The 22,407-nt window shown below is 58.3% G+C and carries 19 protein-coding genes and 1 pseudogene; 10 read left to right on the top strand and 10 right to left on the bottom strand.

Annotation, left to right across the window (positions count from 1 at the left end):
• The first annotated feature begins 61 nt into the window (after positions 1–61).
• Entirely contained in the window at positions 62–1,279 is a 1,218-nt protein-coding gene (locus tag ACIF4X_RS03910; protein ID WP_397481006.1) for an MFS transporter, read from the top strand.
• A 35-nt stretch (positions 1,280–1,314) separates the two neighbouring features.
• Here ACIF4X_RS03910 and ACIF4X_RS03905 read toward each other — a convergent pair whose 3' ends face one another.
• From ACIF4X_RS03905 to ACIF4X_RS03895, 3 genes and pseudogenes are all read right to left on the bottom strand, one after another.
• Positions 1,315–1,782: a hypothetical protein gene (locus ACIF4X_RS03905; RefSeq protein WP_397481005.1), complete on the bottom strand. Its 468-nt coding sequence runs from the start codon at positions 1,780–1,782 to the stop codon at positions 1,315–1,317.
• Positions 1,783–2,169: 387 nt separating this feature from the next.
• A pseudogene (locus ACIF4X_RS03900) lies at positions 2,170–2,424 on the bottom strand (acetoacetate decarboxylase (ADC)); the annotation flags it as partial.
• Between the two features lie 2 nt (positions 2,425–2,426).
• Complete coding sequence (locus ACIF4X_RS03895) at positions 2,427–3,158, bottom strand: pYEATS domain-containing protein (RefSeq protein ID WP_397481004.1); 732 nt, start codon at positions 3,156–3,158, stop codon at positions 2,427–2,429.
• 310 nt (positions 3,159–3,468) lie between these two features.
• Here ACIF4X_RS03895 and ACIF4X_RS03890 point away from each other — a divergent pair, with 310 nt between their 5' ends.
• From ACIF4X_RS03890 to msrA, 3 genes are all read left to right on the top strand, one after another.
• Positions 3,469–4,785 (top strand): alkaline phosphatase D family protein, encoded by a 1,317-nt coding sequence (locus ACIF4X_RS03890; protein WP_397481003.1) that lies wholly within the window; start codon positions 3,469–3,471, stop codon positions 4,783–4,785.
• 68 nt (positions 4,786–4,853) lie between these two features.
• Positions 4,854–5,957: an MBL fold metallo-hydrolase gene (locus tag ACIF4X_RS03885; protein ID WP_397481002.1), complete on the top strand. Its 1,104-nt coding sequence runs from the start codon at positions 4,854–4,856 to the stop codon at positions 5,955–5,957.
• Between the two features lie 119 nt (positions 5,958–6,076).
• A complete protein-coding gene (gene msrA, locus ACIF4X_RS03880; protein WP_397481001.1) occupies positions 6,077–6,583 on the top strand; it encodes a peptide-methionine (S)-S-oxide reductase MsrA in 507 nt (168 codons plus the stop codon).
• On the opposite strand, the gene ACIF4X_RS03875 is transcribed toward msrA, so the two are convergent.
• Complete coding sequence (locus ACIF4X_RS03875; protein ID WP_397481000.1) at positions 6,546–7,223, bottom strand: TetR family transcriptional regulator; 678 nt, start codon at positions 7,221–7,223, stop codon at positions 6,546–6,548. The genes msrA and ACIF4X_RS03875 overlap by 38 nt on opposite strands.
• Positions 7,224–7,334: 111 nt before the next feature.
• On the opposite strand from ACIF4X_RS03875, the gene ACIF4X_RS03870 reads away from it, so the two are divergent.
• A complete protein-coding gene (locus ACIF4X_RS03870) occupies positions 7,335–7,991 on the top strand; it encodes an O-methyltransferase (protein WP_397480999.1) in 657 nt (218 codons plus the stop codon).
• 111 nt (positions 7,992–8,102) lie between these two features.
• Here ACIF4X_RS03870 and ACIF4X_RS03865 read toward each other — a convergent pair whose 3' ends face one another.
• Complete coding sequence (locus ACIF4X_RS03865) at positions 8,103–10,232, bottom strand: TonB-dependent receptor family protein (RefSeq protein WP_397480998.1); 2,130 nt, start codon at positions 10,230–10,232, stop codon at positions 8,103–8,105.
• Positions 10,233–10,421: 189 nt separating this feature from the next.
• On the opposite strand from ACIF4X_RS03865, the gene ppk2 reads away from it, so the two are divergent.
• The gene (ppk2, locus tag ACIF4X_RS03860; protein WP_397480997.1) at positions 10,422–11,237 is read left to right on the top strand and encodes a polyphosphate kinase 2; all 816 of its coding nucleotides are present in this window, start codon (positions 10,422–10,424) and stop codon (positions 11,235–11,237) included.
• 325 nt (positions 11,238–11,562) lie between these two features.
• The gene (locus ACIF4X_RS03855) at positions 11,563–11,778 is read left to right on the top strand and encodes a hypothetical protein (RefSeq protein WP_397480996.1); all 216 of its coding nucleotides are present in this window, start codon (positions 11,563–11,565) and stop codon (positions 11,776–11,778) included.
• Positions 11,779–11,821: 43 nt separating this feature from the next.
• Here the strand turns inward: ACIF4X_RS03855 and ACIF4X_RS03850 are convergent, their stop codons facing one another.
• On the bottom strand, positions 11,822–14,434 hold the full coding sequence (locus ACIF4X_RS03850) for an EAL domain-containing protein (protein WP_397480995.1): 2,613 nt from the start codon (positions 14,432–14,434) through the stop codon (positions 11,822–11,824).
• A gap of 221 nt (positions 14,435–14,655) precedes the next feature.
• Here ACIF4X_RS03850 and ACIF4X_RS03845 point away from each other — a divergent pair, with 221 nt between their 5' ends.
• Complete coding sequence (locus tag ACIF4X_RS03845; protein ID WP_397480994.1) at positions 14,656–16,854, top strand: OsmC domain/YcaO domain-containing protein; 2,199 nt, start codon at positions 14,656–14,658, stop codon at positions 16,852–16,854.
• 222 nt (positions 16,855–17,076) lie between these two features.
• Here ACIF4X_RS03845 and ACIF4X_RS03840 read toward each other — a convergent pair whose 3' ends face one another.
• The 4 genes from ACIF4X_RS03840 to ACIF4X_RS03825 all read right to left on the bottom strand — a co-directional run bounded on the left by ACIF4X_RS03840 (position 17,077) and on the right by ACIF4X_RS03825 (position 20,226).
• Positions 17,077–17,592 (bottom strand): PaaI family thioesterase, encoded by a 516-nt coding sequence (locus ACIF4X_RS03840; RefSeq protein ID WP_397480993.1) that lies wholly within the window; start codon positions 17,590–17,592, stop codon positions 17,077–17,079.
• 8 nt (positions 17,593–17,600) lie between these two features.
• Positions 17,601–18,758 carry a GGDEF domain-containing protein gene (locus ACIF4X_RS03835; RefSeq protein WP_397480992.1) on the bottom strand — a complete coding sequence of 386 codons (1,158 nt, stop codon included), beginning with the start codon at positions 18,756–18,758 and terminating at the stop codon, positions 17,601–17,603.
• Positions 18,759–18,896: 138 nt separating this feature from the next.
• Entirely contained in the window at positions 18,897–19,925 is a 1,029-nt protein-coding gene (locus ACIF4X_RS03830) for an NAD(P)-dependent alcohol dehydrogenase (RefSeq protein WP_397480991.1), read from the bottom strand.
• A 52-nt stretch (positions 19,926–19,977) separates the two neighbouring features.
• On the bottom strand, positions 19,978–20,226 hold the full coding sequence (locus ACIF4X_RS03825; RefSeq protein ID WP_397480990.1) for a hypothetical protein: 249 nt from the start codon (positions 20,224–20,226) through the stop codon (positions 19,978–19,980).
• Between the two features lie 170 nt (positions 20,227–20,396).
• Between ACIF4X_RS03825 and ACIF4X_RS03820 the strand changes: the two genes are divergently transcribed.
• A complete protein-coding gene (locus ACIF4X_RS03820; protein ID WP_175554164.1) occupies positions 20,397–21,041 on the top strand; it encodes an ATPase in 645 nt (214 codons plus the stop codon).
• Between the two features lie 86 nt (positions 21,042–21,127).
• Complete coding sequence (locus ACIF4X_RS03815) at positions 21,128–21,466, top strand: hypothetical protein (protein WP_397481187.1); 339 nt, start codon at positions 21,128–21,130, stop codon at positions 21,464–21,466.
• The last annotated feature ends 941 nt before the right edge of the window (positions 21,467–22,407 follow it).

Below are 22,407 nucleotides of genomic sequence, written 5' to 3'. Positions count from 1 at the left end.
CCGCCAGTATTTTATATCGATCGGTATTTAAGTCTGACATTTTGCGCTCAAGGAGTTTCCCGTGACACCTTCAATGACTTTATCGGCAGCGCCAAAACGCTTGCCCATCGGCGCCTTGCTGGCGCTGGCCATGACCGGTTTTATCTGCATCGTGACCGAAACCTTGCCCGCCGGACTGTTGCCGCTGATCAGCGATGGCCTGGCGATTTCGCCGTCCATGGCCGGGCAAATGGTCACCGCGTACGCGCTGGGCTCGGTGCTGGCGGTGATCCCCATGACCATCGCCACGCGTGGTTGGCGTCGGCGCAATGTGTTGTTGCTGACGATTGTTGGTTTTCTGTTGTTCAACTCGATTACGGCGCTGTCGTCGCACTATGGTGTGACGCTGGTGGCGCGGTTTTTCGCCGGGGTTGCGGCGGGTCTGGCTTGGAGTCTGTTGGCCGGGTATGCGCGACGCATGGTCGAGCCGGATCAACAGGGCAAGGCATTGGCACTGGCCATGGTCGGTACGCCGATTGCCCTGTCACTCGGTGTGCCGCTCGGCACATGGCTGGGAGGCCTCGTCGGTTGGCGCACGACGTTCGGGTTGATGTCGGCCCTGACCTTGATCCTGATCGTCTGGGTGTTGGTGAAAGTGCCGGATTATCCGCCGCAACCTGCGCATCAACGTCTGTCGCTGCGCCGCGTATTGACCACACCGGGCGTCCGACCGGTGCTGGCAGTGGTGATCAGCTGGATGCTCGCGCACAACATTCTCTATACCTACATCGCGCCGTTCGTAGCCCCGGCGGGGTTGGCCGATCGTGTGGATCTGGTCTTGCTGGTGTTCGGCATCGCCGCGCTGGCGGGGATCTGGCTGACGGCGAAACGGGTTGAGCCGCTGTTGCGCAAGACCGTGCTGGTGAGCCTGGCCACGTTTGCACTGGTTTGCGTAGTGTTCGGCTTTTTCGGGCGTATGCCGCAGGTGATTTACCTAGGCGTGGCGGTGTGGGGATTGAGTTTTGGCGGTGCGGCGACTTTGTTGCAGACGGCGCTGGCAGATGCCGCCGGTGAAGGCGCCGATGTCGCGCTGTCGTTGAATGTGGTGGCGTGGAACAGCGCGATTGCCGGTAGCGGGGTGGTCGGCGGGGTGTTGCTCGACCGCTGGGGCGTCGCCTCGTTTCCGTGGGCGATGGTGGTGTTGGTGAGCCTTGGGTTTGTAATCGCCTTCGGCGCGCGGGTGCACGGGTTCCGGTCTGGGCCGCGTGTTGCTGGAGCGGCGGCGGTTGTCGGGCACTGATGCCCGGAGGTGTCGGTCGGCGGTGGTGTAGCCTGCTACTCGGCACCCCCGGCTTTCATCAGTCTGTAAAAATCCTCCAGCGCGCCGCGAAACTGCGCCAGGGAAAAACTGACCGGACGGTTTTCGGCGTCCCACCGCGTACTGATGCCGACTTCCAGGCCGCTGGAAACGCTCAAGCCAAAGCGACGCCAGTGCAAAGTATCGCCATCGATCACCTGTTCGGTCATCAGCACAAAGCAATCGAAGTCCATGTCATCGCTGCAGACCAGCAACGGCACCAGCGTCGACGAACCGTCCTCGGCAGGTGCGAAGCGGCGTTGGGCGAGGGCGTCCTCTTCCTCGTCCAGCAACCAGATCAGCGAAAGAGCGTTCATGTCGAGGCCGGGGTATTCGAGATGGTCGTTGAGCCACCGCTCGATGGGAACGTCGTCGATAAACAGCCAAGCGCAGGCGCTACGGCTGAAGGTTGCCTGGTGATAATCGGCGTGGATACGGTGAAGCATTGGAGAGTCCATGATCAATAGAAGATTGGCGGGTGGATCAGTGCGAAAATGCTCACGCCCGACTGAACCACCGAACAGGTTATCGCCAGCCTTGAGGGATACTGAAGGCCCACTTGTACCAGGCGTATTTAAACGCTGTTGAACCTAGGCCGCTGGATAGCTGAACGGCTCCAGAAAAATCTGTGGATCCACCCTTCGGTCAATCTCTTGGGTCAGCGCGCATCGAGCAAAACAAAGGATTTGGGGGGTGTACAGTGCACTCTGAAATGACGTCAAATACTCATACTTCAGCGTTTTTCCCCAGCCCCGACGCCCGCAGATAATTCGACAAACTCTCGTCGCCCATAGTAATCGTCACCGCGTCCGAGTTTCGGCTGGAGGCATGGCGGGTTTGCTGGTGACGATCGACACGGCGATTTCGTTGTAGGCGTCGCTGTCGCAGTAATCGTAAGTGTGCGCGGTGAACGCGATCAGGCCCCGACCGGGGCAGATTTGGAGGGGTTGTACGGTGATGAGGACTTCGGGTGGCATGAGGGTGCGGAGTTTTTCGAAGTCGGCGGTTTAGACGGCGGTGATGCAGCTGTTTTGGCAGTAGACGTTGGATGAACAGGACTCGAAGCCGATGTCGACCTGGCTTTTCTCGGTCAGTCCATGGGACGCCCAGGTAAGTCGATGTGCCTCATCAAATGGAACGTCTCGCCATTTTTCTTCCTCACTACGGCCAATACCGGAAACTCTCCGTAGATTTTTAACCAGAGGTCAAAAGACGATTGTTGATCTGAAGAAGCGATTACGGGTTGCGGGAAATCTTCCCAGACCCGGTAGGTAACCGACTCAATTTCAGCAAGATTGTTTTCTCGGTCCATGGGTTCTATCCAAACCCTTACTTTGAACAACCCGCTTCCCGGAGTAGTTCTAGCGCGAAGAGTCTCCGATTGATGAAGGAGAATGAAGCCAAAGTCGATCATGCGTTCGTATGCAGCATTCAAGGCTGAAATATCCGACTCGGTCGCTGGTATCGGTGTTCCGGAAATAGCGGCGCCTGTCGTAAGTCCTTTTAGTGCTTTTGGGGTTGCTCCTAAAAAGAAATGATCCTGATTGATGAAGTCGCCAGGCCCATAGAGGTGGGTGTGGTAGTACGCAACCAGTAAGTAAAAAACGAAAAGCACGGCAACGGGAAAGGTCGCCATAAACAAAATCACCGGGTGGCTTGGAGCCCCATAAAACTTGTCGTTTCCAAATGCAACAACGAGCGCTCCGATTGCATAAACCGAGATGATGAACAATGCAATGAGCCCCAATGGGTTTCGATGCATTCCGGCAGCAGTTTTAAAAAACGAACTGCCCCGTACAAGATCCACTACCTTGCTCGCCATATTCGCCTCCGATGCCTGTCCTTCATTGGAGTAAAGCAGCTTGCTGCCTGAATGCGATCGGCTTTTAGAGAATAAGGTTGTTTCGACATTAAAGGCCTTCGCGCTGGCCCTACGGTACAAATGGTGCTTTTCGCAGCAAACTGGCACAAACCATACGGGAATCTACAATCCACCCAAGCGCGTATTTGACCATGTAACGAAGCCATTTGCTCATCAGAACAAGCCGTTCGATTCGTAGCATCCTCAGCGCCTGTGAACCTGGTCGACAACGACCGGGAAAGCTAGGGACCGTCTACAAAAGGATATTCAAATGCCAAGGCTTATTCTGGGACACACGACAGACACTTCCGCCAAGGTCTGGGTGAGAGCATCAGCGCGCTGGCCGGCGGTTTTCGTCCAGTTGATCAATCCTGCCAACAAGAAAATAATGGATGAGCGTTCAATAATTACCGAAGAATCCGAGTTTTTCACTCACGTTCATGAGTTCACTGGATTGGCTGCCGACACTGATTACAAGGTCAAGGTAGCCTTCGGAAAAACGCTCAAAGACCCGGTCGATGCGCGCGTCAGGGATGCCTACGCCGAAGGCGGCTTCAAAACCTTTCCGAAAACCGCCAAGCAACCCTTCACCTTTTTGCTGGGCTCTTGCAACCTGCACTCACTGGGAATTCTGGAGCGACCGGATCAGTCCTGGATAACGATTTCCAGAGTGGCAGCAAAAACGCAGGCTCGCTTCATGATCCATGCAGGCGATCAGATCTATGCCGATATTCCTTTCAAGCCTGAGGCCAGTCTGGAGCACTTTCGGGACAAGTATCTGGACGCCTGGGACGACTGCATTCCGGCGAAAAAAGTACTGACTGAATTGCCGCATTACATGATTCTGGATGATCACGAGATCATTAATAACTACGAGCACGGTAGCGGAGAACTCGGTAGTACTTTGCCACGTATCGCACTCAAGACCTATTGGGAATTCCAGCACTCGCACAACCCGGTCACGCTGGGATCGCCGGACCAGTACTTTTATGCTTTCAGCTATGGCGACGTTCAATTCTTCGTGCTGGATACGCGCACTTCACGCATCGCTGCACTTGAGCAGATGATTGACGACAAGCAACTCAAAAGCCTGCTCAACTGGCTGACTCAACACAAGAACAGCACCAAGTTCATCGTTACCAGCGTGCCTTTCGTGGGGGAAGTAAAGAATCCGGAAAAGGACAAATGGTGTGACCCGGCTTTCAAGGTTCAACGAGAAAAGATCCTCGGACACATTCTGAAGAATGGCATCACCGATGTGGTATTCCTGACGGGCGACATGCACACCTCGTACTGCGCCGACATGGATATAACAGACAGTTCAGGGAACAAAGTCGTTGTTCATGAGCTCATGTCCAGCCCCATCAATCAGTTTACGCCCAGCCTGCCTCTGGAGTTTTACTACGAGTCACCCAGGACGGTGACCGGGGCAGGGTTTCAATACAAGTCTACGATCAGGAAAAACACTTTCTATGGTGCCCACTCGAACGTCATGAGTATCACTGTTGCCAGTGGTAAACCTATCGAGTTCAGCATCTTCAGAACCACAGACGACTCGACCAAACCGGCGCTAAAAGGGAAACTTTGAGCCGGGTTCGAAGACGGCTTTAGGCGGCGTGTTTGCCAGACATTCCCCGCGAGGGGAGTGCCTGGTTGATGGCAACCAATGATAGCTGCATCGAGGATGCCTCGATTATGCGCACACTCATTTTGCTGATCTTGTTGATGCTCGCAGCGTGTACCTATGCTCCCAAGCAACAAGGGCTGCGGGTAACCGATGATCACAACCTGCCCGAGCCGAAAATCAAATTCCTGGGTGTTGGTGGCTGGCTGTTGCGCTGGAAAGATGAAGGGCTGTTATTGGCACCGTCTTTCACTAATCCGGCGACGTTGGGGATTCTGGGAGTTCCTCCTCTGACGGTAGAGTCCGACCCGGAGAAAATTGATCGAAACATGCCGGACGCACAGTATGTGACCATGCTGTTGGTCGGCCACGCACATTACGATCACCTGCTCGACGTCGCTCGCGTAGTTAATGTCCAGGCACCCAATGCGGTGATCTACGGGTCGGAAACGGTCCGTCATATTTTGCAGGCTTACACTCCCAAACCGACCACAGTGGTGCCGGGCCGCGCGCAAATCAGCAATCACAAAGACCCGGGCTGGCCCGGCACATGGTTCTATTCGTCAGGGCAATATTTGAGGGATGGCGCAAACCCTCTGGATCTACCGGGTGGCATGCCACGCGGAAGGATTCGCGCAATGCCTGTCGAGAGCATGCATGCGCCACACATTTTCGGTCAGAACCTTTTGCCAGGGGGCTATGACAGGGATCTTGAGCAGATCCCAACCTCTATCTTCGACTGGAAGAACGGGCACAAGACGTTGGCGTGGGTGATTGATCTGCTCGACGATAGCGGGCGACCGGTTTATCGCATCCATTATCAGGACAGCGCCGCTGATCCACCGTGGGGATTTCCTCCCGTCATTGCCGACAGTAAAGGCTTTGATGTTGAAATCCTCTGTGCAGCCAGTTGGGACAAAGTCGCGTACTACCCTATCGGACTGCTGCGTGTCACACGGCCGAAAAAGGTGCTGATCGGGCATTGGGAAAACTTTTTCGGCAACGATTTGCAGAAACCGGCCAGAACCATTCCTCTCCAGAAATACCAGCAACTGATGGAGCATTTAAAAGGGTACGAAACCGTTGTCCCGGAACCTATGTCTGAGATAAGCCTTCCGGCAATTCCTAAGCCGTAGTCACGGTCGGATTTGCAATCAAGCGTTTAAAGACCGGTGCTCTGCGCACCCGTTGGAATCGGCCAACACGCCCCCATATCAGTCTCTACACCCAACCCTTGCGAAAGGAACGACAAGCCATGACCACTCCAACCGAAACCGCCATCCTCGCCGGCGGCTGCTTCTGGGGCATGCAGGATTTGCTGCGGCGCTATCCCGGCGTGTTGCAGACCCGCGTCGGTTACTCCGGCGGTGATGTGCCGAACGCCACGTATCGCAACCATGGCGACCACGCTGAAGCCATCGAGATCACCTTCGATCCTGCGGTGATCAGCTACCGACAGATCCTTGAATTCTTTTTCCAGATCCACGACCCGAGCACGCCTAACCGCCAGGGCAACGACCTCGGTCGTAGCTATCGCTCGGCGATTTATTACCTCAGCGAAGCGCAACGCGATATCGCCGAGGACACGGCTGCCGATGTCGACGCCTCAAAACTGTGGCCGGGCCGCGTGGTGACCGAAATCGAACCGGCGGGGCCGTTCTGGGAAGCGGAGCCGGAGCATCAGGATTACCTCGAGCGTATTCCGAATGGCTACACCTGCCATTTCATTCGGCCGAACTGGAAGCTGCCGAAGCGCGCGTGAGGGGTGCCCGGCGCTCGTTGAGCGCCACAACATAAGCACTGAACATATCCGCCAGCCCGTCAGCGCATACCGAGATTTCCTCCTCAGTACGCGGGCTGCCGGAAAAATCCTTTCCCACCGAACTCAGCGTGGTCAGGATCAGATCGCACGCTGAGGTACGGATCTGCTCATCGACCTCGGGCAACAACTCTTCCATGAATGTCGCGAAAATCTGCCGCCCGGCCGCGCGCACTTGGTGGGCCTCGGGAGCGTTGCGGTAGAGCGGGGCGGCGTCGTTCAGTGCGCCGCGCATCTGTGCTTCGTCGCACTCTGAGCGAATGAACGCCTGCACCAACGTACGCAGGCGTTGGAGTGGCGGCTGGTCAAACGCTTGCAGAATCCGCTGCAGCATCTGCGTGGTGTGCAGCCATTCATCGCTTTGCAAGCGGAACAGGATCGCCGCTTTGTTGGGGAAGTACTGATACAGCGAGCCGATGCTCACGCCAGCCTTTTCTGCAACCCGTGCGGTGGTGAAACGGCTGGCGCCGTGCTCGCTCAAAACCTGAACAGCCGCTTGCAGAATCGCCGCCACCAGTTCGCTGGAGCGAGCCTGCTGCGGCTGTTTGCGTGAGGAAATACGGGCAGTCTGGCGGTTGGTCATGGGCAGCTCGGGCGTCCTTGGGAATGCGAATAGCGCAAGAAGCGAATCGCTCGCATCATTTAAATGCGACGAATCACTCGCATTTTAATCCCCAACTAACGGAAAGCAATCATGACCACTCTGACCACTGAACCCTTGGCGAGCCTGATCGAACGCCTCTACGCCCAAGCCAGCGCTGCCACCAATCCGTTGCTTAACTCAGTGCCTGGCGAAGAACGCGAACGCCTGATGCACAGCAAAACCGAATACCTGAAACTCTATGAAATGCTCAAAGACCTGTGGCTGCCAGTCTCTCGCGACACCGGCAAACTGTTGTACATGCTGGCGCGCAGTACCAAAGCCAAAGCCATCGTCGAGTTCGGCACTTCATTCGGCCTGTCCACCCTGCATCTGGCAGCGGCGCTGCGCGATAACGGCGGCGGAGTGTTGATCGGCAGCGAATTCGAACCGTCGAAGATTGAACTGGCGCGCCATCACTTCGTTGAAGGTGGCGTCAGCGATCTGGTGGAGATTCGCCAAGGCGATGCATTGCTGACGCTGGCAACGGATCTGCCGGAATCGGTCGATCTGCTCCTGCTCGATGGCGCGAAGGCGTTGTATGGCGACGTGTTGAGTCTGGTCGAAAAACACCTGAAGCCGGGCGCGCTGGTGGTGGCGGACAACACCGATTATTGCCCGGAGTATCTGGCCTATGTGCGCGCACCGCAGAACGGGTATTTGTCTGTGCCGTTTGCGGACGATATTGAACTGTCGATGCGGCTGGGCTGAAGCACTGGATACTGTGGGAGCTTGCCTGCAAGCGATGGCGGTGGGTCAGCTAGCGTCTTCGCAACAGATACGCCGCCATCGCCAGCAGGCTGGCTCCCACAGGTCCAGATGTCAGAGCAAACTCCACGAAACCCCGACATAAACCCCCATCCCTTCACCCGGCGTAGACCGCGCCGCATCCAGCCCTTTGTCGTCATACCCCGGCGTGACCGTCGCCGCATAGTGCTTGTCGGTCAAATTGCGCATATCCACCCAACCCTGCCAGTCACCCTTCGGCGCGTTGTAACCCAGCGTCGCGCCGAACAATGCGTAAGGATCGGCGTAGTAACTGTTGGCGTAATCCACCGCAACTTTCGACACCAGTTGTGTATTCACCGCCGCAAAGAACCCCAGCGGCCAGTCGTAACGCAATTCGCCTTGGTAATAGTGCATCGGCAGACCGGGCAAGCGGTTGTCACCAAAACGATCATCATCGCGATAGTGGAAATCACTGAAGGTATACGCCTGACGCAAACTCAACTGACGGCCATCGGCCGCCGACCAGAGTTTGCTGTTGAGGCTGGCTTCCACGCCTTGGTGAATGGTGGGGCTGGCGTTCAACTCATAAGGCGTGACGGCCGTGGCATCCGGCAACACCGAAAGCAATTCATGCCGAACCTGCGCGTAATACCACGCCAGACTCCATTCACCGACGACGCTGTCGCCACGGCCGCCCAGCTCCAGTGTGGTTGCGGTCTGGTTCTGCAGTTTGATCGGGTCTTTCTGCGTGCCGGTCGCGGCGCCATTACCCTCCGGGAAGCGCACGTTGGAGCTGTAGATCAGCGACCACGGATGCGGCGCTTCAACCGAGCGGCTGAGGTTGCCGAACACTTGCAGGTCCGGGGTGATCTGGTAACGCAGGCCGAGGCGCGGTGCGTAGTCCCAGTCGTTCATGCTGGTTTTGCCGCCGCTTTGCGGGGAGGTCACGGCGCTTTCGCGGCGGGTGTAGATGGCGGCGAGGCCGGTGGTCAGCCACAGGTCGTCGGCGATTTCCAGGTCGTTGCCGAAATGCAGAACGGTGTCCGAACCCTGATAGGTGAAGTTGCGCATGCGCGTGCCCGGCAAGTAACTGACAGTGTTGGGCGCGGTGGGAATGCGCACAAACTCGCTGGCGCCGTCATTGGGCAGGTGTTTGGTCACGCGCAGGCCGACATTGCTGCGGCTTTCCATGCCGAAAATCGTGTCACGGCGCTTGTAATCGAAGGTGCCGCTGACGTCGGTGTAGGCGACTTTCAAGCGGTTCGGGCCTTCGCGCAGGTCCATCGGGTAGTCGTGGTAGACGAGGCCGGTCTGGATGCTCGAATCGTCGTCGATGTAATAGGTGGTCTTGTTGCCGATGAAGGTGCTGCCCGGCTGTTTGCGGCTGTCATCGCGCGCCGCATAGGACGGATTGGCTGCTCGGGGCGAGTGTTCGATGGAATGCTTGGTCACGCGGCCGGCGAGGTCGTTGTCAGTCTCGCGGTAACGGATGTAGAAGCGCGTTTCCAGGTTCGGGTTGAAGCGATAGCCGAAGTTGGCGATCACGCCTTTGCTCTGGCTGGCGGTGTGATCCTGGTAGCCGTCGGCGTTGGAATCGGTGAGCGACACGTAGTAATCGAAGTCGCCGAGCACTTGCCCGGAGCTGACCTGACGCTGCTGATAGCCGTGGCTGCCGGTGGCGTAGCGCACTTGCAGTTTTGGCGCGTTGTAACCGGTGTGGCTGACGTAATCGATGGCACCGCCCAGTGCCAGCGAACCGCGATCAAAACCGTTGGCACCGCGCAGCACTTCAACGTGATCGACCCACAGCGGTTCAAGCAATTCGTATGGCGTGCCGCCCGGACCGCTCAGCGGCAGACCGTCGAGCATCGTGTACAGCCCCGATGCGTGGGCGCCCGGCGCGCGGTTGATGCCTGAGCCACGCACCGAGATTTTCACGCCTTCATTGCCCGCCGACTGCGCATAGACGCCCGGCTGATACGCCAGCACATCCTGATTGCTCGCCACGCGGCCCTGCAACGGCTGACGCATGTCGACCACGTTGGTGCCGCCGGGCACTTGTTCCAGGCGGGCCTTGGCTTCTTCAACACTGGCTTCGGAACCCCGTTGCTCATCTGCCGAAATCAGTACTTGCCCCAACTCCAGACCTTGAGTCTCGGCCATGGCCGGGCAGGCGAGGGCCAGGCCGAGCAGGGCGGTGGGCAGGGATTTAGGCGACGGCATCAAAAAAACTCCAGGCAGGCAAGAACGGGCAATGAACAGTGCGACGCAATAAAGAACGAACGAAACACATGGCAATTTGGCTTTTTGCCCGGCAATGGCAATCAGCACGGCATGAACTAACCTCACGTGTCTGGTTTGTCCCGTCAATCAACACTCTGTTTCTGCATTTATTGGAGAGAGGCCAAGGTCATGGCAAAAGGCAAAAAGAAGGCCGCCACCGCGCCTGAAAGTCCCAAGCTGAAAAACACGGATTACCTCGATCAACTACGCAAGTTGCACGTTGAGCTGGTCAAGTTGCAGGAGTGGGTGATCGCCAAGGGCGTCAAGGTGTGCATCGTCTTCGAGGGGCGCGATGGCGCCGGCAAGGGCGGCACGATCAAGGCGCTGACCGAGCGCGTCAGCCCGCGTGTCTTTCGTGTGGTGGCGCTGCCGGCGCCGACTGATCGAGAGAAAAGCCAGATGCATGTGCAGCGTTATCTGCCGTATCTACCGGCGGCAGGCGAAGTGGTGATCTTCGACCGCAGTTGGTACAACCGCGCGGGTGTCGAGCGGGTGATGGGCTTCTGCACGGACGATCAGGCAGACAAATTCCTCAAATCCATTCCGTGGGTCGAACACGCGATCGTTCAGTCCGGGGTGATCCTGCTCAAGTACTGGCTGGAAGTCAGCCCCGAAGAGCAGACCCGCCGGCTAGAGGCGCGCATTAATGATGGTCGCAAGACCTGGAAACTCACACCGATGGACCTGAAATCCTACAGCCGCTGGTATGACTACTCACGAGCGCGGGATGAAATGTTCAAGCACTCCGACACCGAACACGCGCCATGGCTGGTGGCCGATTCCAACGACAAACGCCGCGCACGCCTGAATATCATCACCGATGTGCTCAGTCGCATTCCGTATGAGGATGTGAAGCGCGAGAAGGTCGAGTTGCCCAAACGGCAGAAGCCGGGCAAATACCGGGATCCGGATTATCCGTATAAACGTGTAGCGCAAAAGTTCTAAAGAGCTCCGAAGCGCGAGCCGGACTTGTTCGCGAAAACGTTGAATCAGCCAGCAAGGATATCGACTGATTTACCGCCATCGCTGGCAAGCCAGCTCCCACAATGATTTAGCGAGTTCGCTTCTTCTGAAAAACACAATACCTGTGGGAGCTGGCTTGCCAGCGATGAGGCCAGACCAGTCAACTGCTGCATCAACTGAGCCACCGCTATCTTGAACAGGCTCAATCTGTAGAGTTTTCGCCGTCAGTGGTCCATCCGTCGACTGCACTGAACCATCGCGATCTCGTTTCCTTCTACCCGTGGAGTCCTTCACGAGATCATCCCCGATGTTCGATCAGCGCAAACAAGAAAAACTGGCGGCATGGCGCAAACTGGCGACGCAATCGCAGATGCGTCTGGACCCGGAACAACAGTACGACGAACTGCTAAAGGCCGCCGATGAAATGGAGGAGCAGGGGCTGATCACCAGCGCCGAATGGCGGCAGTTGGTGCGGGATGCGGGCAATGTGTTTATCGGGGAGACGGGGCGAACACACGGTTGAGGTGCCGCGAACGGCTCCAGCGGTTGGTCCGCGGTGCAGCCGTTCAGGTCACGCGACCTTTCTTTGACTTCAACTGAGCGCCTCTGGAATCCTGCAGCAGCCGCGCAAACGCGACTTTGTCGATCGGCCGACTCATGAAATAACCCTGCACCTCATTGCATTGATCGGCCCCGAGAATATCCAGTTGCTCTTCGGTCTCGACCCCTTCGGCCGTCACGGTGAGGCCCATGGCTTTGCCCAACCCGATGATCGCCTGCACCACTGCGCGATCATTGGTGCCGCTGCTGATCGAGGCGATGAAGCGCTTGTCGATCTTGATCCCGTCGAAAGGATAAGCACGCAAGTAACCCAGCGATGAATAGCCGGTGCCGAAGTCATCCATGTTCAGGCGCACGCCGAGTTCTTTCAGGGCATTCATGGTGGTCAACGCGCCGTCGGTATCGTTGAGCATCACGTTTTCGGTGATCTCCAGTTCCAGGCGACTGGCCGGGAAACGGGTTTGCACCAGTACTTCACGGACATCCTCAACCACATCGCTGACGGCGAACTGCGCCGGCGACAGATTGACCGAGAGCAGAATATCCTCCGGCCAGCCCAGCGCCGTTTCGCAGGCCTCGCGCAATACCCAGCGACCCAGCGGCACAATCAGATCGGTCTGCTCCGCCAGCGGGATGAACAAGTCCGGGCCAAGCAATCCCTTGGTCGGATGCTGCCAGCGCACCAGCGCTTCGACCGAAACGATGTGTTTTCCATCGACCTTGTAGCGCGGCTGATAGTGCAAGATGAATTCGTTGTGTTTGAGCGCGTGGCGCAGGTCATCCTCCAGTTGCCGGCGCGTCTGGATCTGATCGCTCATGTGCGCTTCGAAATAACACCAGGTGTTTTTGCCCTCGGATTTGGCTTGATAGAGAGCGATGTCGGCATAACGGATCAGGTCGCTGGGCACATAGCCGTGGCGGCGGCTGAGTGAGATGCCGATGCTGGCGCCGATGTGCAGCGGGTGATGTTCGAAGACTATCGGTTGATGCAGGCTGCCGATCAGGCGGGTGCAGAACTTGTCGATTTCGTGCTGACTGTCCATGCCATTGAGCACCACGATAAATTCGTCGCCGCCCAGTCGCGCGACGATGTCGAGTTCGCGGGTGCATTCACGCAGGCGCGCAGCGACTTCTTGCAGCACGGCGTCACCGGCCGGGTGGCCGAGTGAATCGTTGATCGGTTTGAAGTTGTCGAGGTCGATCATCAACAGCGACAGCGGGGGCGCGTGCTCCTTGAGCAGCAGCGCTTCATCGAGATATCGCGCGAGTTTGTTGCGGTTGGGCAGACCGGTCAGGGCGTCGTGCATCGACAGGTGCTGGATTTGCGCATGAGCGGCGACTTCGTCGGTGATGTCGCTGGCAGTGCCGCGATAGCCAATGACCGCGTGTTTATCGAAGATTGGCCGGGCGGACAACCGACAGTGGCGCGTCTGGCCAGAGTGGTCACGGTAGGTGCAACGCAAGTCACTCGCGCTGTTCTCCTCGGTCAGGTTTCTCAGCCACAGTTCCAGCGGCGTGGTGTCGCAACTCAACAGGTGGCCGATGTCGTGCCCCAGCCACAGGGTTTGCGGGTAACCGGTCACTTCGCTGAAGCGCGCCGACAGGTACGTCAGCGCCAGGTTGCGGTCGACTTCCCAGATCCAGTCGGACGCGGCTTCTGCCACGGCGCGAAAGCGTTCCTCGCTGGCTTCCAGGCCACGGTTGGCGCTTTCCAGTGCCTGATTGGAGGTTTGCATGACGGCAAAACTCTGGTCGACGTATTGCGATGACCGCAGGGCGTGCCGAAAGAAATAGGCGGTCAGCAGCATCAACACCAGCATCGTCGCGCCGAGCGGCGGCAGCAACGACCACAACAAATGTTGCCCGGGCCGCTCCAGATCGGCGATCAGGCTGTAGCCGGTGCTGTCCAGCGGCACTCGCGGGCGGTCGGGCGCAAGGGTTTCATCCAGCGCCAGGGTCAGGTTGCTCAAGCCGTAGCCGCTGCCGATCAGGCGTAATTTGGTCGGGGTGAGTTTATCGACGAATACCAGCACCGAGGTTTTCTGCGCCGAATCCAGCGGCCGCTCATCATTGGGAATGATCGCCGCCACCGACACCAGCGCCGGCCAGCCTTCGAACAGCGAGTAGGTGCTGACCGGTTTGCTCAGATCGCTCTGCCCCTGAACCTGATCCAGCAGCGACGCGGCGCTGACCTGCAGATACGCCGACAGGTCCGCATCGAGCAGTTGCCCGCGCACCACGGCGTATTTGGTGCGCTCGCGATCGAGCACGAACAGGCCGTCATAGCCGTCATTGGTGAACAGGGTCTTGCCCATGTTCTGCTCGGTGTAGGCCCAGTTTGTGTCGACCTGACCGCTTAAATGCTCGTAGGCGGTGGTCCAGTAGGCGTAGCTGGTGATGTAGTTCTTTGATGCGGTGATGCGATTTTCCAAAGCACGTGCCGAATAAAAGCGGGTTTTTTCGATTTCTTCGCTATCCAGCGCATTGGCAATCCCCAGCAAGGCGACTGTCGCGGCAATCACACCGCTGACGAACAGCGCGCCGACGGCGATGGCCAGGCGCCGGGTGACGGCGCTTTGGCGCGGTGGAAGAGGGGCTGCATAAGAGGATATGTCCATGTGCTCGTCCTTGACCCGCTGTCTTCTGAATCTAGAACCACGGCGCGGGCGCAATGTTCAGATTCTTCTACGCGACTGCACTGAAAGCGTAGTGAACCCCGCGTGAATTGCCTCTTTAACGGCAGGCCGCCGATCAGCGGCGATTCCCGAAAGGGCAAGACTTCCCGCGCAAAAACCGGATAATGGCCGCCATTCGTTTAGCCGTATTCTGGTAATCCCGCATGGAAATCAAGGTCAACTTTCTCGACAACCTTCGACTTGAAGCCAAGTTCGACGACTTCACGGTGATCGCCGATCAGCCCATCCGCTACAAGGGTGATGGTTCGGCACCGGGGCCGTTCGACTATTTTCTGGCGTCGTCGGCGTTGTGCGCGGCTTACTTCGTGAAGTTGTATTGCGACACGCGCAACATCCCCACGGAAAACATTCGCCTGTCGCAGAACAACATCGTCGACCCGGAAAATCGCTACAACCAGATCTTCAAGATCCAGGTGGAATTGCCGGCGGACATCTCCGAGAAGGATCGTTTGGGCATCCTGCGCTCGATTGATCGCTGCACCGTGAAGAAGGTTGTGCAGACCGGTCCGGAATTCATCATCGAAGAGGTCGACAACCTCGACGCCGATGCACAAGCGCTGTTGATGCCGGTGGCCGGCTCGGACGCAGGCACGTTCATTGCCGGCAAGGACCTGCCGCTGGAGCAGACCATCGCCAACATGTCGGGGATTTTGGCCGATCTGGGCATGAAGATTGAAATCGCCTCGTGGCGCAACATCGTGCCCAACGTCTGGTCGCTGCATATCCGCGATGCGCATTCGCCAATGTGCTTCACCAACGGCAAGGGCGCGACCAAGGAAGGCGCACTGGCCTCGGCGCTGGGCGAATTCATCGAGCGGCTGAACTGCAACTTCTTCTACAACGATCAGTTCTGGGGCGAAGAGATTGCCAACGCCGAGTTCGTCCACTATCCGGACGAACAATGGTTCAAGCCGGGGCCGAAAGACGAGCTGCCGAGCGAGATTCTCGACGACTACACCCTGAAAATTTACAACCGTGACGGCGAGTTGCGTGGCTCGAACCTGTTCGACACCAACTCCGGCAACACCCAGCGCGGCATCTGCTCGCTGCCGTTTGTGCGCCAGTCCGACAGTGAAGTGGTGTACTTCCCGTCCAACCTGATTGAAAACCTCTACCTGAGCAACGGCATGAGCGCCGGCAACACGCTTGCCGAAGCGCAGGTACAGTGCCTGTCGGAGATCTTCGAGCGCGCGGTCAAACGCGAAATCCTCGAAGGCGAAATGGCTTTGCCGGATGTACCGCAGGCAGTGCTGGAGAAATACCCGAGCATCCTCGCCGGCATCAAAGGCCTGGAAGAGCAGGGCTTCCCGGTGCTGGTCAAGGACGCGTCGCTGGGCGGTGAATTCCCGGTGATGTGCGTGACCCTGATGAACCCGCGCACTGGCGGCGTGTTTGCCTCGTTCGGCGCGCACCCAAGCCTGGAAGTGGCGCTCGAGCGCAGCCTCACCGAACTGTTGCAGGGCCGCAGTTTCGAAGGCCTCAACGACTTGCCGCAACCGACTTTCTCGGGGCAGGCCGTCACCGAGCCGAACAACTTTGTCGAACACTTCATCGACTCCAGCGGCGTGGTGTCGTGGCGCTTCTTCAGCGCCAAGCCTGATTTCGAATTCGTCGAGTGGGATTTCTCCGGCGATGGCGAAAACTCCAATGCCGAAGAAGCTGCGACGCTGTTCGGCATCCTTGAAGACATGGGCAAGGAAGTCTACATGGCGGTCTACGAGCACATCGGTGCCAAGGCCTGCCGGATTCTGGTGCCGGACTATTCGGAGATCTACCCGGTCGAAGACCTGATCTGGGACAACACCAACAAAGCCCTGCAATTCCGCGCCGACATCCTCAACCTGCACAACCTCAGCAAGGTCGGCCTGCGCAATCTCGCCCAAGGCCTGGAAAACAGTGAGCAGGACGATTACACCGAGATCACCACGCTGATCGGCATCGAGTTCGACGACAACACACCGTGGGGCAAGTTGACCATTCTGGAACTGCGCCTGCTGATCTGCCTCGCCCTGCAGAAGTACGAGCAGGCCAAGGATCTGGTTGAAGCGTTCCTGCAGTACAACGACAACACCGTCGAGCGTGGCTTGTTCTATCAAGCGGTCAACGTGGTGCTGGAGATGGAACTGGACGAGGATCTGCAGCTGGAAGACTACGAGGCTAACTTCCGTCGCATGTTTGGCGACGAGCGTATGGATGCGGCGATTGGTTCGGTCAATGGCAGCGTGCGCTTCTATGGCCTGACGCCGACCAGTACGAAGCTGGAAGGGCTGGATCGGCATTTGCGGTTGGTTGAGAGCTATAAAAAGCTGCATACGGCGCGGGCGAATGTGAAACAGGGCTAAGCCTGTTTCACATCGGGTTCGGTGGTGAATTCACCCCTCACCCCAGCCCTCTCCCAAGGGAGAGGGAGCCGATCTGTGGGCTTTTCAACACCAGAGTTCGACTCGATATCTCAAAAGGGAGCTGATCTGTAGGCTTTCTAAAAACCAGAGCTCGACTCGGTATCTCACGTCGGCGTAACTCTCACATCTCCTCGGTCAGTCCCCTCTCCCTCTGGGAGAGGGCTAGGGTGAGGGGCTTTGGCTTTTACGCCCATGCGCCGCATCAGCCAATTGCCCGGTATCGACCCGCACAAACACCGAATCACCCACCGCCGTCAGCACGTCCCCCGCATACACTTCGCAAATCACCCGGGTCTTGCGCCCGACGTCACCCTCGACTGTCGCCCGCAAAACCAGCGGCACGCCCATCGGTGTCGGTTTGATGAACTTGATGCCGAGGTTGCCGGTGACGCAGTCGATGCGCGGCAGGCTGCCGGGTTCGCGGTTTTCTGCGCGGTAGTGGTAGGCCATGGCCGTCCAGTTGGAATGGCAGTCGACCAGCATCGCGATCAGCCCGCCGTAGACCAGATCCGGCCAGCCGCAGTATTTGGCCTCAGGCAAGTGCTCGGCAATGACGTGCACGCCGTCTTCGTGCCAGTGGCTTTTGACGTGCAGGCCTTGCGGGTTGCGGCCGCCGCAGCCGTAGCAGACGCCTTCGGGGGCGGCGAGGTCTTGCAGAGGAGTCTCGAGGCTGGACATGCTTTTTATTATCCTGGAGTGGTGAGTCCGGTCAGGCGTAGGCGATTGCGTCCGCCGCGTTTCGATTCGTAGAGGGCGGCATCGCCTTGTTCGATCAGCGTGGTCAGGTTGGCAGGCGCTTTGTCGAACAGGTTGGCGCCGATGCTCAGGGTCACGGCTGCGGTGGTGGGGAATGTCTGTGCGGTCATGCTCATAAATTGCTCGCGCAAGGCGTTGCCCAGTTCCATGACGCGCTCACTCGATGAGCTGTTTAACAGAATGACAAACTCGTCACCGCCCAGGCGCGCTGTCAGCGCATTGCGCGGCAGCACCGAGCGGATCATCTCGCTCAGCGCGATCAGCAAACGATCCCCGGCGGTGTGGCCGTACTGGTCGTTGACCAGTTTGAAATTGTCGATGTCGATCAGCAGCAGGGCGCCGGGATGCTCCGGCGAAACGTGTTCAAGCAGGCGCGGTGCGCGTTTTTCCAGGGCGCGGCGGTTGTACAGGGCCGTCAGCGGGTCGCGTTCGGCGAGGCGGGCGATCTGTTTTTCCCGGCGATAACGTTCGGTGCCGGTCATCGACAAGGCGATCAACATGATTGCCATCGCGCCCTCGACCAGAGAAATCTGGATGATCTCGCCACGAAACGCCGCCAGATCGATCAGCGTGCCGGGAATTACCACGGTCAGGGCTTTGGCCACATAGAAAATTCCGTGACCGAGCAGGACGTAACGCAGTTGAACCGCACCGACGCTCAACGACTTGCCGTGTGGGCGCAGCAGTGAACTGGCCTTGAGGGTCGACAGCGCCACCAGTAGCGAATTGGCCGCCAGCATGACCTTCGACCACAGCGGCCCGTCCGGCAACAACAGCATGACCAGCCAGCTGACGAAGATCAGGTACCAGGCCGGCGACAGGCGTATCTGGGTGAAGCGCGCCACGCCGAGCAGGAACAGGAAATGCGCGGTCACCAGCAAGCCGTTGGCGAACCAGATGCCGATCAGCAGAAAGCCGCTGCTGCGCAGCAGGGCCAAGGTGGAACCGACAGTGATGGTGGCGAAACCGGCGCTCCAGAACAGTAGCGAAGGCTCACGAATGCTGCGCCACTCGATCGCCAGGTACAGCGCGGCAGCGGCTGCGAGGGCGATGGAAATGGTCAACATCGTAGGAGGGTCGAGCGGCATTTCTTGATGAGCCTGTCTGATGGGCGGTGAGACCGGCGATTGTAAGCGTTCGGGCGGTTTTTTCGCAGCGGTCGCGTTGCCGCGCAGACCGCTGGCAGCGGGGAGGGCGCGGCAGGCATCCACCGCCGCGCCGATCCTTTATTGACTGGCGTCGAGTACCACGCGGTAACGCGCCTTGCCGCTGCGCAAATGGTCGACGGCCTCGTTGACCTTGCTCATGGGAAACATCTCGACCTGCGGCAGAATCTGATGCCGCGCGCAAAACTCGAGCATGGTCGCCATGGTGGCGGGCGAGCCGACCGGGGAGGCGGACAGGGATTTCTGCTGCGGGATCAGATCGAACACGTGTACCGGAATGGCGCTGGGCACGATGCCGACGAAGTGCAACCGGCCATTGGCGCGCAACGTGGCGAGCATGGCGGTCCAGTCGAGGTCGGCGTTGGCGCTGATCAGCAGGAAGTCCAGCGTGCCGGCGATTGCCTTAAGCGCATTGCTGTCGGTCGAGGCGACGACGTTGTGCGCGCCGAGGCGTTTGGCTTCGTCCTGCTTGTTCAGTGATGAGGTAAACGCGGTGACTTCGCAGCCCCAGGCATTGAGAAAGCGCAGGGCCAGATGGCCGAGACCGCCAATGCCGACCACGCCGACGCGGTCAGTGGGTTTCACGCCGAATTGCAGCAGCGGGTTGAACACCGTGGAGCCCGCGCAGAACAACGGTCCGACCATGGCTGGATCAAGGTTTTCCGGCACGGGAATCGCCCACGCCCAATGCGAGCGCAAACGGTCGGCGAAACCACCGTTGCTGCCGATGATGGTCGGTTGCGCGGTGCCGCACAGTTGTTGCGAACCGCTAATGCACGACGAGCAGTGCATGCAGCTCCCCTTGTACCAGCCGATGCCCACGCGTTGACCCATCTTCAGGCCGCGCACTTGCAGGCCCATGCGCACGATCTTGCCGACGGCTTCGTGACCTGGCACAAACGGATAGCGGCTGATGCCCCAGTCGTTATCGATCAGCGATTGGTCGGAGTGGCAGACACCGCAGTATTCCACGGCGATTTCCACGTCTTCTTCGCCTAACGTGCCGGGATCAAAGCTGTAACGCTCAAGTGGTGCACCGGCCGCAGTGGCGGCCCAGCCGTTGAAAGTAGTGGGTTCGGTGTTGCTCATGGGGCACCTCCGGTTCGACTGACGGGGACAGCAGCCTGGCAAGTCTAGTCGGTCATTGCTCGGGCGCGAGCCAGGTGTCGACGACGCGACGATCGAGTTCTTCCCAGTAGGCCATGCCCAGCACGCGAGTGGTGTTCAGGCCGCGCAGGTAGCCGCGCAACTGATTGGCGGTGTCTGTGATGAGCTGTGGGTTGGTTGTGTCTTTGTCCAGCAATACACTTTCGTACTGAACCAGATACTCGGCCACACGCTCGCGAAAATCGGGCAGAACGGCGTCACGGATCAGGTCAAACGTTCTCAAGGTGAACTCCTCATTTCATGTTTTTCTCGTTGTAATTGAGTGTGTATCAGTCTGCACATCGCGCAACTATTGCTAGAAGTAATAGTGACCATCAAGAAACGCAAGTTCTGCTTTGTCGGTAAACGGCGGAAAATCGCCTTCATCGAACACGCACTCAAGGAATTTGCGCGATGAACACATTGACTCGACTGGCTTTGGTCGCCCTGCTGACGGGCGGAGCACTCTTCACTGCACCGACGTTCGCAGCCGATGCCGGGTCGTGTCACTTCCAGACCCTCACTGGCAGCAGCGCGACATTGCAGCATTCGCAAACCGTCGGCGTGTTGCTCAGCGAGAACACCCTGGACAATCTGCAATACCTTGAGCGTTACCACGACATGGCGGTCAACGGCGCGAAAGATGCGCTCGACTCGCGAATTCGTGAAGCCTTTGTCAGCAGTTCCGATCCGGAACTGGCCATCGACTGGCTGGTGAGTTCGCTGCAACAACAGTTCTTGTCGGTGACCGTTTACGACAACCTCGATGCATTGGTGCAGGCTCATCCCGACGTGGTGGTGAAGCTCGACACCTTCAATCGCTTGCTGACGCAGCAAAACAGCCTGGTCGAAGCACGCTTTACCGCGCGTTTCTACGACGCCGACCTGCAATACATCGGCAAGGCTGAAGGTGCTGTCGAGAAACAGTTGCCATCGGTCTGGGTGCATAACCAGGCGGCACCGGCCATCGCTGCGCAGATCGATAAACAGCGTGACCTGCAACTCAACGCCTTGAAGCAATTCGATGTGTCGCTCAAGGCGCTGGTGGCGTCGAGCTGAACACTTAAAACATGAATGGCGACGGCGGCTCCGTGAGGCTGAACCGTTGCCGGTTGAACCGAACTTTTATTTTCAGGATGACACCGATGCGTCTTTTCTTTGTGCCTGCTCTGGCCGTTGCCTCTTTGCTCGCTGGTTGTGCTTCGGCGCCGAATAATCCGAGCCTGACTTTGCAGACGAGCAAGACGCCTGCGCAGTACGCCGATTGTGTTGTGCCCAAGCTGCAGGGCAGTGCGCTGAACCCGACTGTTTCGCAGACTCAGCGTAGCTACCGGATTGTGGTGCCGAGCAAGATTTCCGCTGACAACGTTTTAGAGGCCTATAAAGCCGGGAATGGCGGCAAGGTGTTTATCTACGAGCGGCATTTGTTGGCTTCGAATCTTTTGCCTTCGAGTTTTGAGCGGGCTGCGCAGGATTGCATCTGATTTTGGCTTTTGTACGTATTTGACTGAGCTCCTTTGGTTGGCCGCAACCAACCAATTTTTTGCCTCGCGGCCTTGTGTGGTTGCGGGGCTTTTTTTTGTTTGGGCTTGGCGGCCTTTGGGCCGACCATGTTGTGGGTGGTATGGGTGAATATCCGTTGCTTTGGGTGTTGCTTCTGGCGGTTTCGCCCTTACGGCGAGGCACTTTTTCCAGACGCCGAAAAAGTCCCCAAAAAGGCTTGCCGCAACGTTCGGCCCGCTCGCTGGGGCTCGGGGTTCCTTCGCTCCGGGATCGATCCGGGCGCAGCGCCTACGGTTTGCTTCGCTGCACCTCCTCTCGCTGTGTTTGGCTGCGCCAAACGGTCGCTGCGCTCCCACCCCCGGATCAATCCCTCCGCTCAGCCTGCCGACGCGGCCGGTGAATCAAGATCAACAGCTGCAGCCGAGCTAACGCTCATCCTGTTGAGTGGTGGAAGAGCGTGCGGTCGGCTTTGGGTTTGTGCTGGAGCCGATTTGTGGGCTTTTCAAAGCTGAGTTCAACGCGCAATCGCATGTCGGCGTATCTCCCCCCAAACAACTCGGTCAGTCCCCTCTCCCAGCGGGAGAAGGCCAGGGCGAGGGGCTTTTGATCTGCTTTCGAATTTGAGTTCGGCTCGGTATTTCACGTCGGCGTATCTTTCGCTATGACCTCGGTCAGTTCCCTCTCCCAGCGGGAGAAGGCCAGGGCGAGGGGCTTCTGATCTGCTTTCGAATTTGAGTTCGGCTCGGTATCTCACGTCGGCGTATCTTTCGCAGTCACCTCGGTCAGTTCCCTCTCCCTCTGGGAGAGGGCTAGGGTGAGGGGCTTTTGATCTGCTTTCGAATTTGAGTTCGGCTCGGTATCTCACGTCGGCGTATCTTTCGCAGTCACCTCGGTCAGTTCCCTCTCCCTCTGGGAGAGGGCT

Origin of the sequence: Pseudomonas sp. NPDC085632 (genome assembly GCF_044541255.1) — a bacterium.
In the GTDB taxonomy this organism is placed as follows: domain Bacteria; phylum Pseudomonadota; class Gammaproteobacteria; order Pseudomonadales; family Pseudomonadaceae; genus Aquipseudomonas.
The sequence above is the reverse complement of the archived record's forward strand: the minus strand, read 5'-3'. Positions and strand labels throughout refer to the sequence as shown.

Bases quoted from the DNA above. Each gene is read 5' to 3' on its own strand.
- ACIF4X_RS03855 (WP_397480996.1), top strand. From the start codon at position 11,563: ATGTTCGATCAGCGCAAACAAGAAAAACTGGCGGCATGGCGCAAACTG.
- ppk2 (WP_397480997.1), top strand. From the start codon at position 10,422: ATGGCAAAAGGCAAAAAGAAGGCCGCCACCGCGCCTGAAAGTCCCAAG.
- ACIF4X_RS03905 (WP_397481005.1), bottom strand. From the start codon at position 1,782: ATGCTTCACCGTATCCACGCCGATTATCACCAGGCAACCTTCAGCCGT.
- ACIF4X_RS03875 (WP_397481000.1), bottom strand. From the start codon at position 7,223: ATGACCAACCGCCAGACTGCCCGTATTTCCTCACGCAAACAGCCGCAG.
- msrA (WP_397481001.1), top strand. From the start codon at position 6,077: ATGACCACTCCAACCGAAACCGCCATCCTCGCCGGCGGCTGCTTCTGG.
- ACIF4X_RS03850 (WP_397480995.1), bottom strand. From the start codon at position 14,434: ATGGACATATCCTCTTATGCAGCCCCTCTTCCACCGCGCCAAAGCGCC.
- ACIF4X_RS03830 (WP_397480991.1), bottom strand. From the start codon at position 19,925: ATGAGCAACACCGAACCCACTACTTTCAACGGCTGGGCCGCCACTGCG.
- ACIF4X_RS03845 (WP_397480994.1), top strand. From the start codon at position 14,656: ATGGAAATCAAGGTCAACTTTCTCGACAACCTTCGACTTGAAGCCAAG.
- ACIF4X_RS03820 (WP_175554164.1), top strand. From the start codon at position 20,397: ATGAACACATTGACTCGACTGGCTTTGGTCGCCCTGCTGACGGGCGGA.
- ACIF4X_RS03840 (WP_397480993.1), bottom strand. From the start codon at position 17,592: ATGTCCAGCCTCGAGACTCCTCTGCAAGACCTCGCCGCCCCCGAAGGC.
- ACIF4X_RS03815 (WP_397481187.1), top strand. From the start codon at position 21,128: ATGCGTCTTTTCTTTGTGCCTGCTCTGGCCGTTGCCTCTTTGCTCGCT.
- ACIF4X_RS03835 (WP_397480992.1), bottom strand. From the start codon at position 18,758: ATGCCGCTCGACCCTCCTACGATGTTGACCATTTCCATCGCCCTCGCA.
- ACIF4X_RS03870 (WP_397480999.1), top strand. From the start codon at position 7,335: ATGACCACTCTGACCACTGAACCCTTGGCGAGCCTGATCGAACGCCTC.
- ACIF4X_RS03890 (WP_397481003.1), top strand. From the start codon at position 3,469: ATGCCAAGGCTTATTCTGGGACACACGACAGACACTTCCGCCAAGGTC.
- ACIF4X_RS03895 (WP_397481004.1), bottom strand. From the start codon at position 3,158: ATGGCGAGCAAGGTAGTGGATCTTGTACGGGGCAGTTCGTTTTTTAAA.
- ACIF4X_RS03885 (WP_397481002.1), top strand. From the start codon at position 4,854: ATGGCAACCAATGATAGCTGCATCGAGGATGCCTCGATTATGCGCACA.
- ACIF4X_RS03865 (WP_397480998.1), bottom strand. From the start codon at position 10,232: ATGCCGTCGCCTAAATCCCTGCCCACCGCCCTGCTCGGCCTGGCCCTC.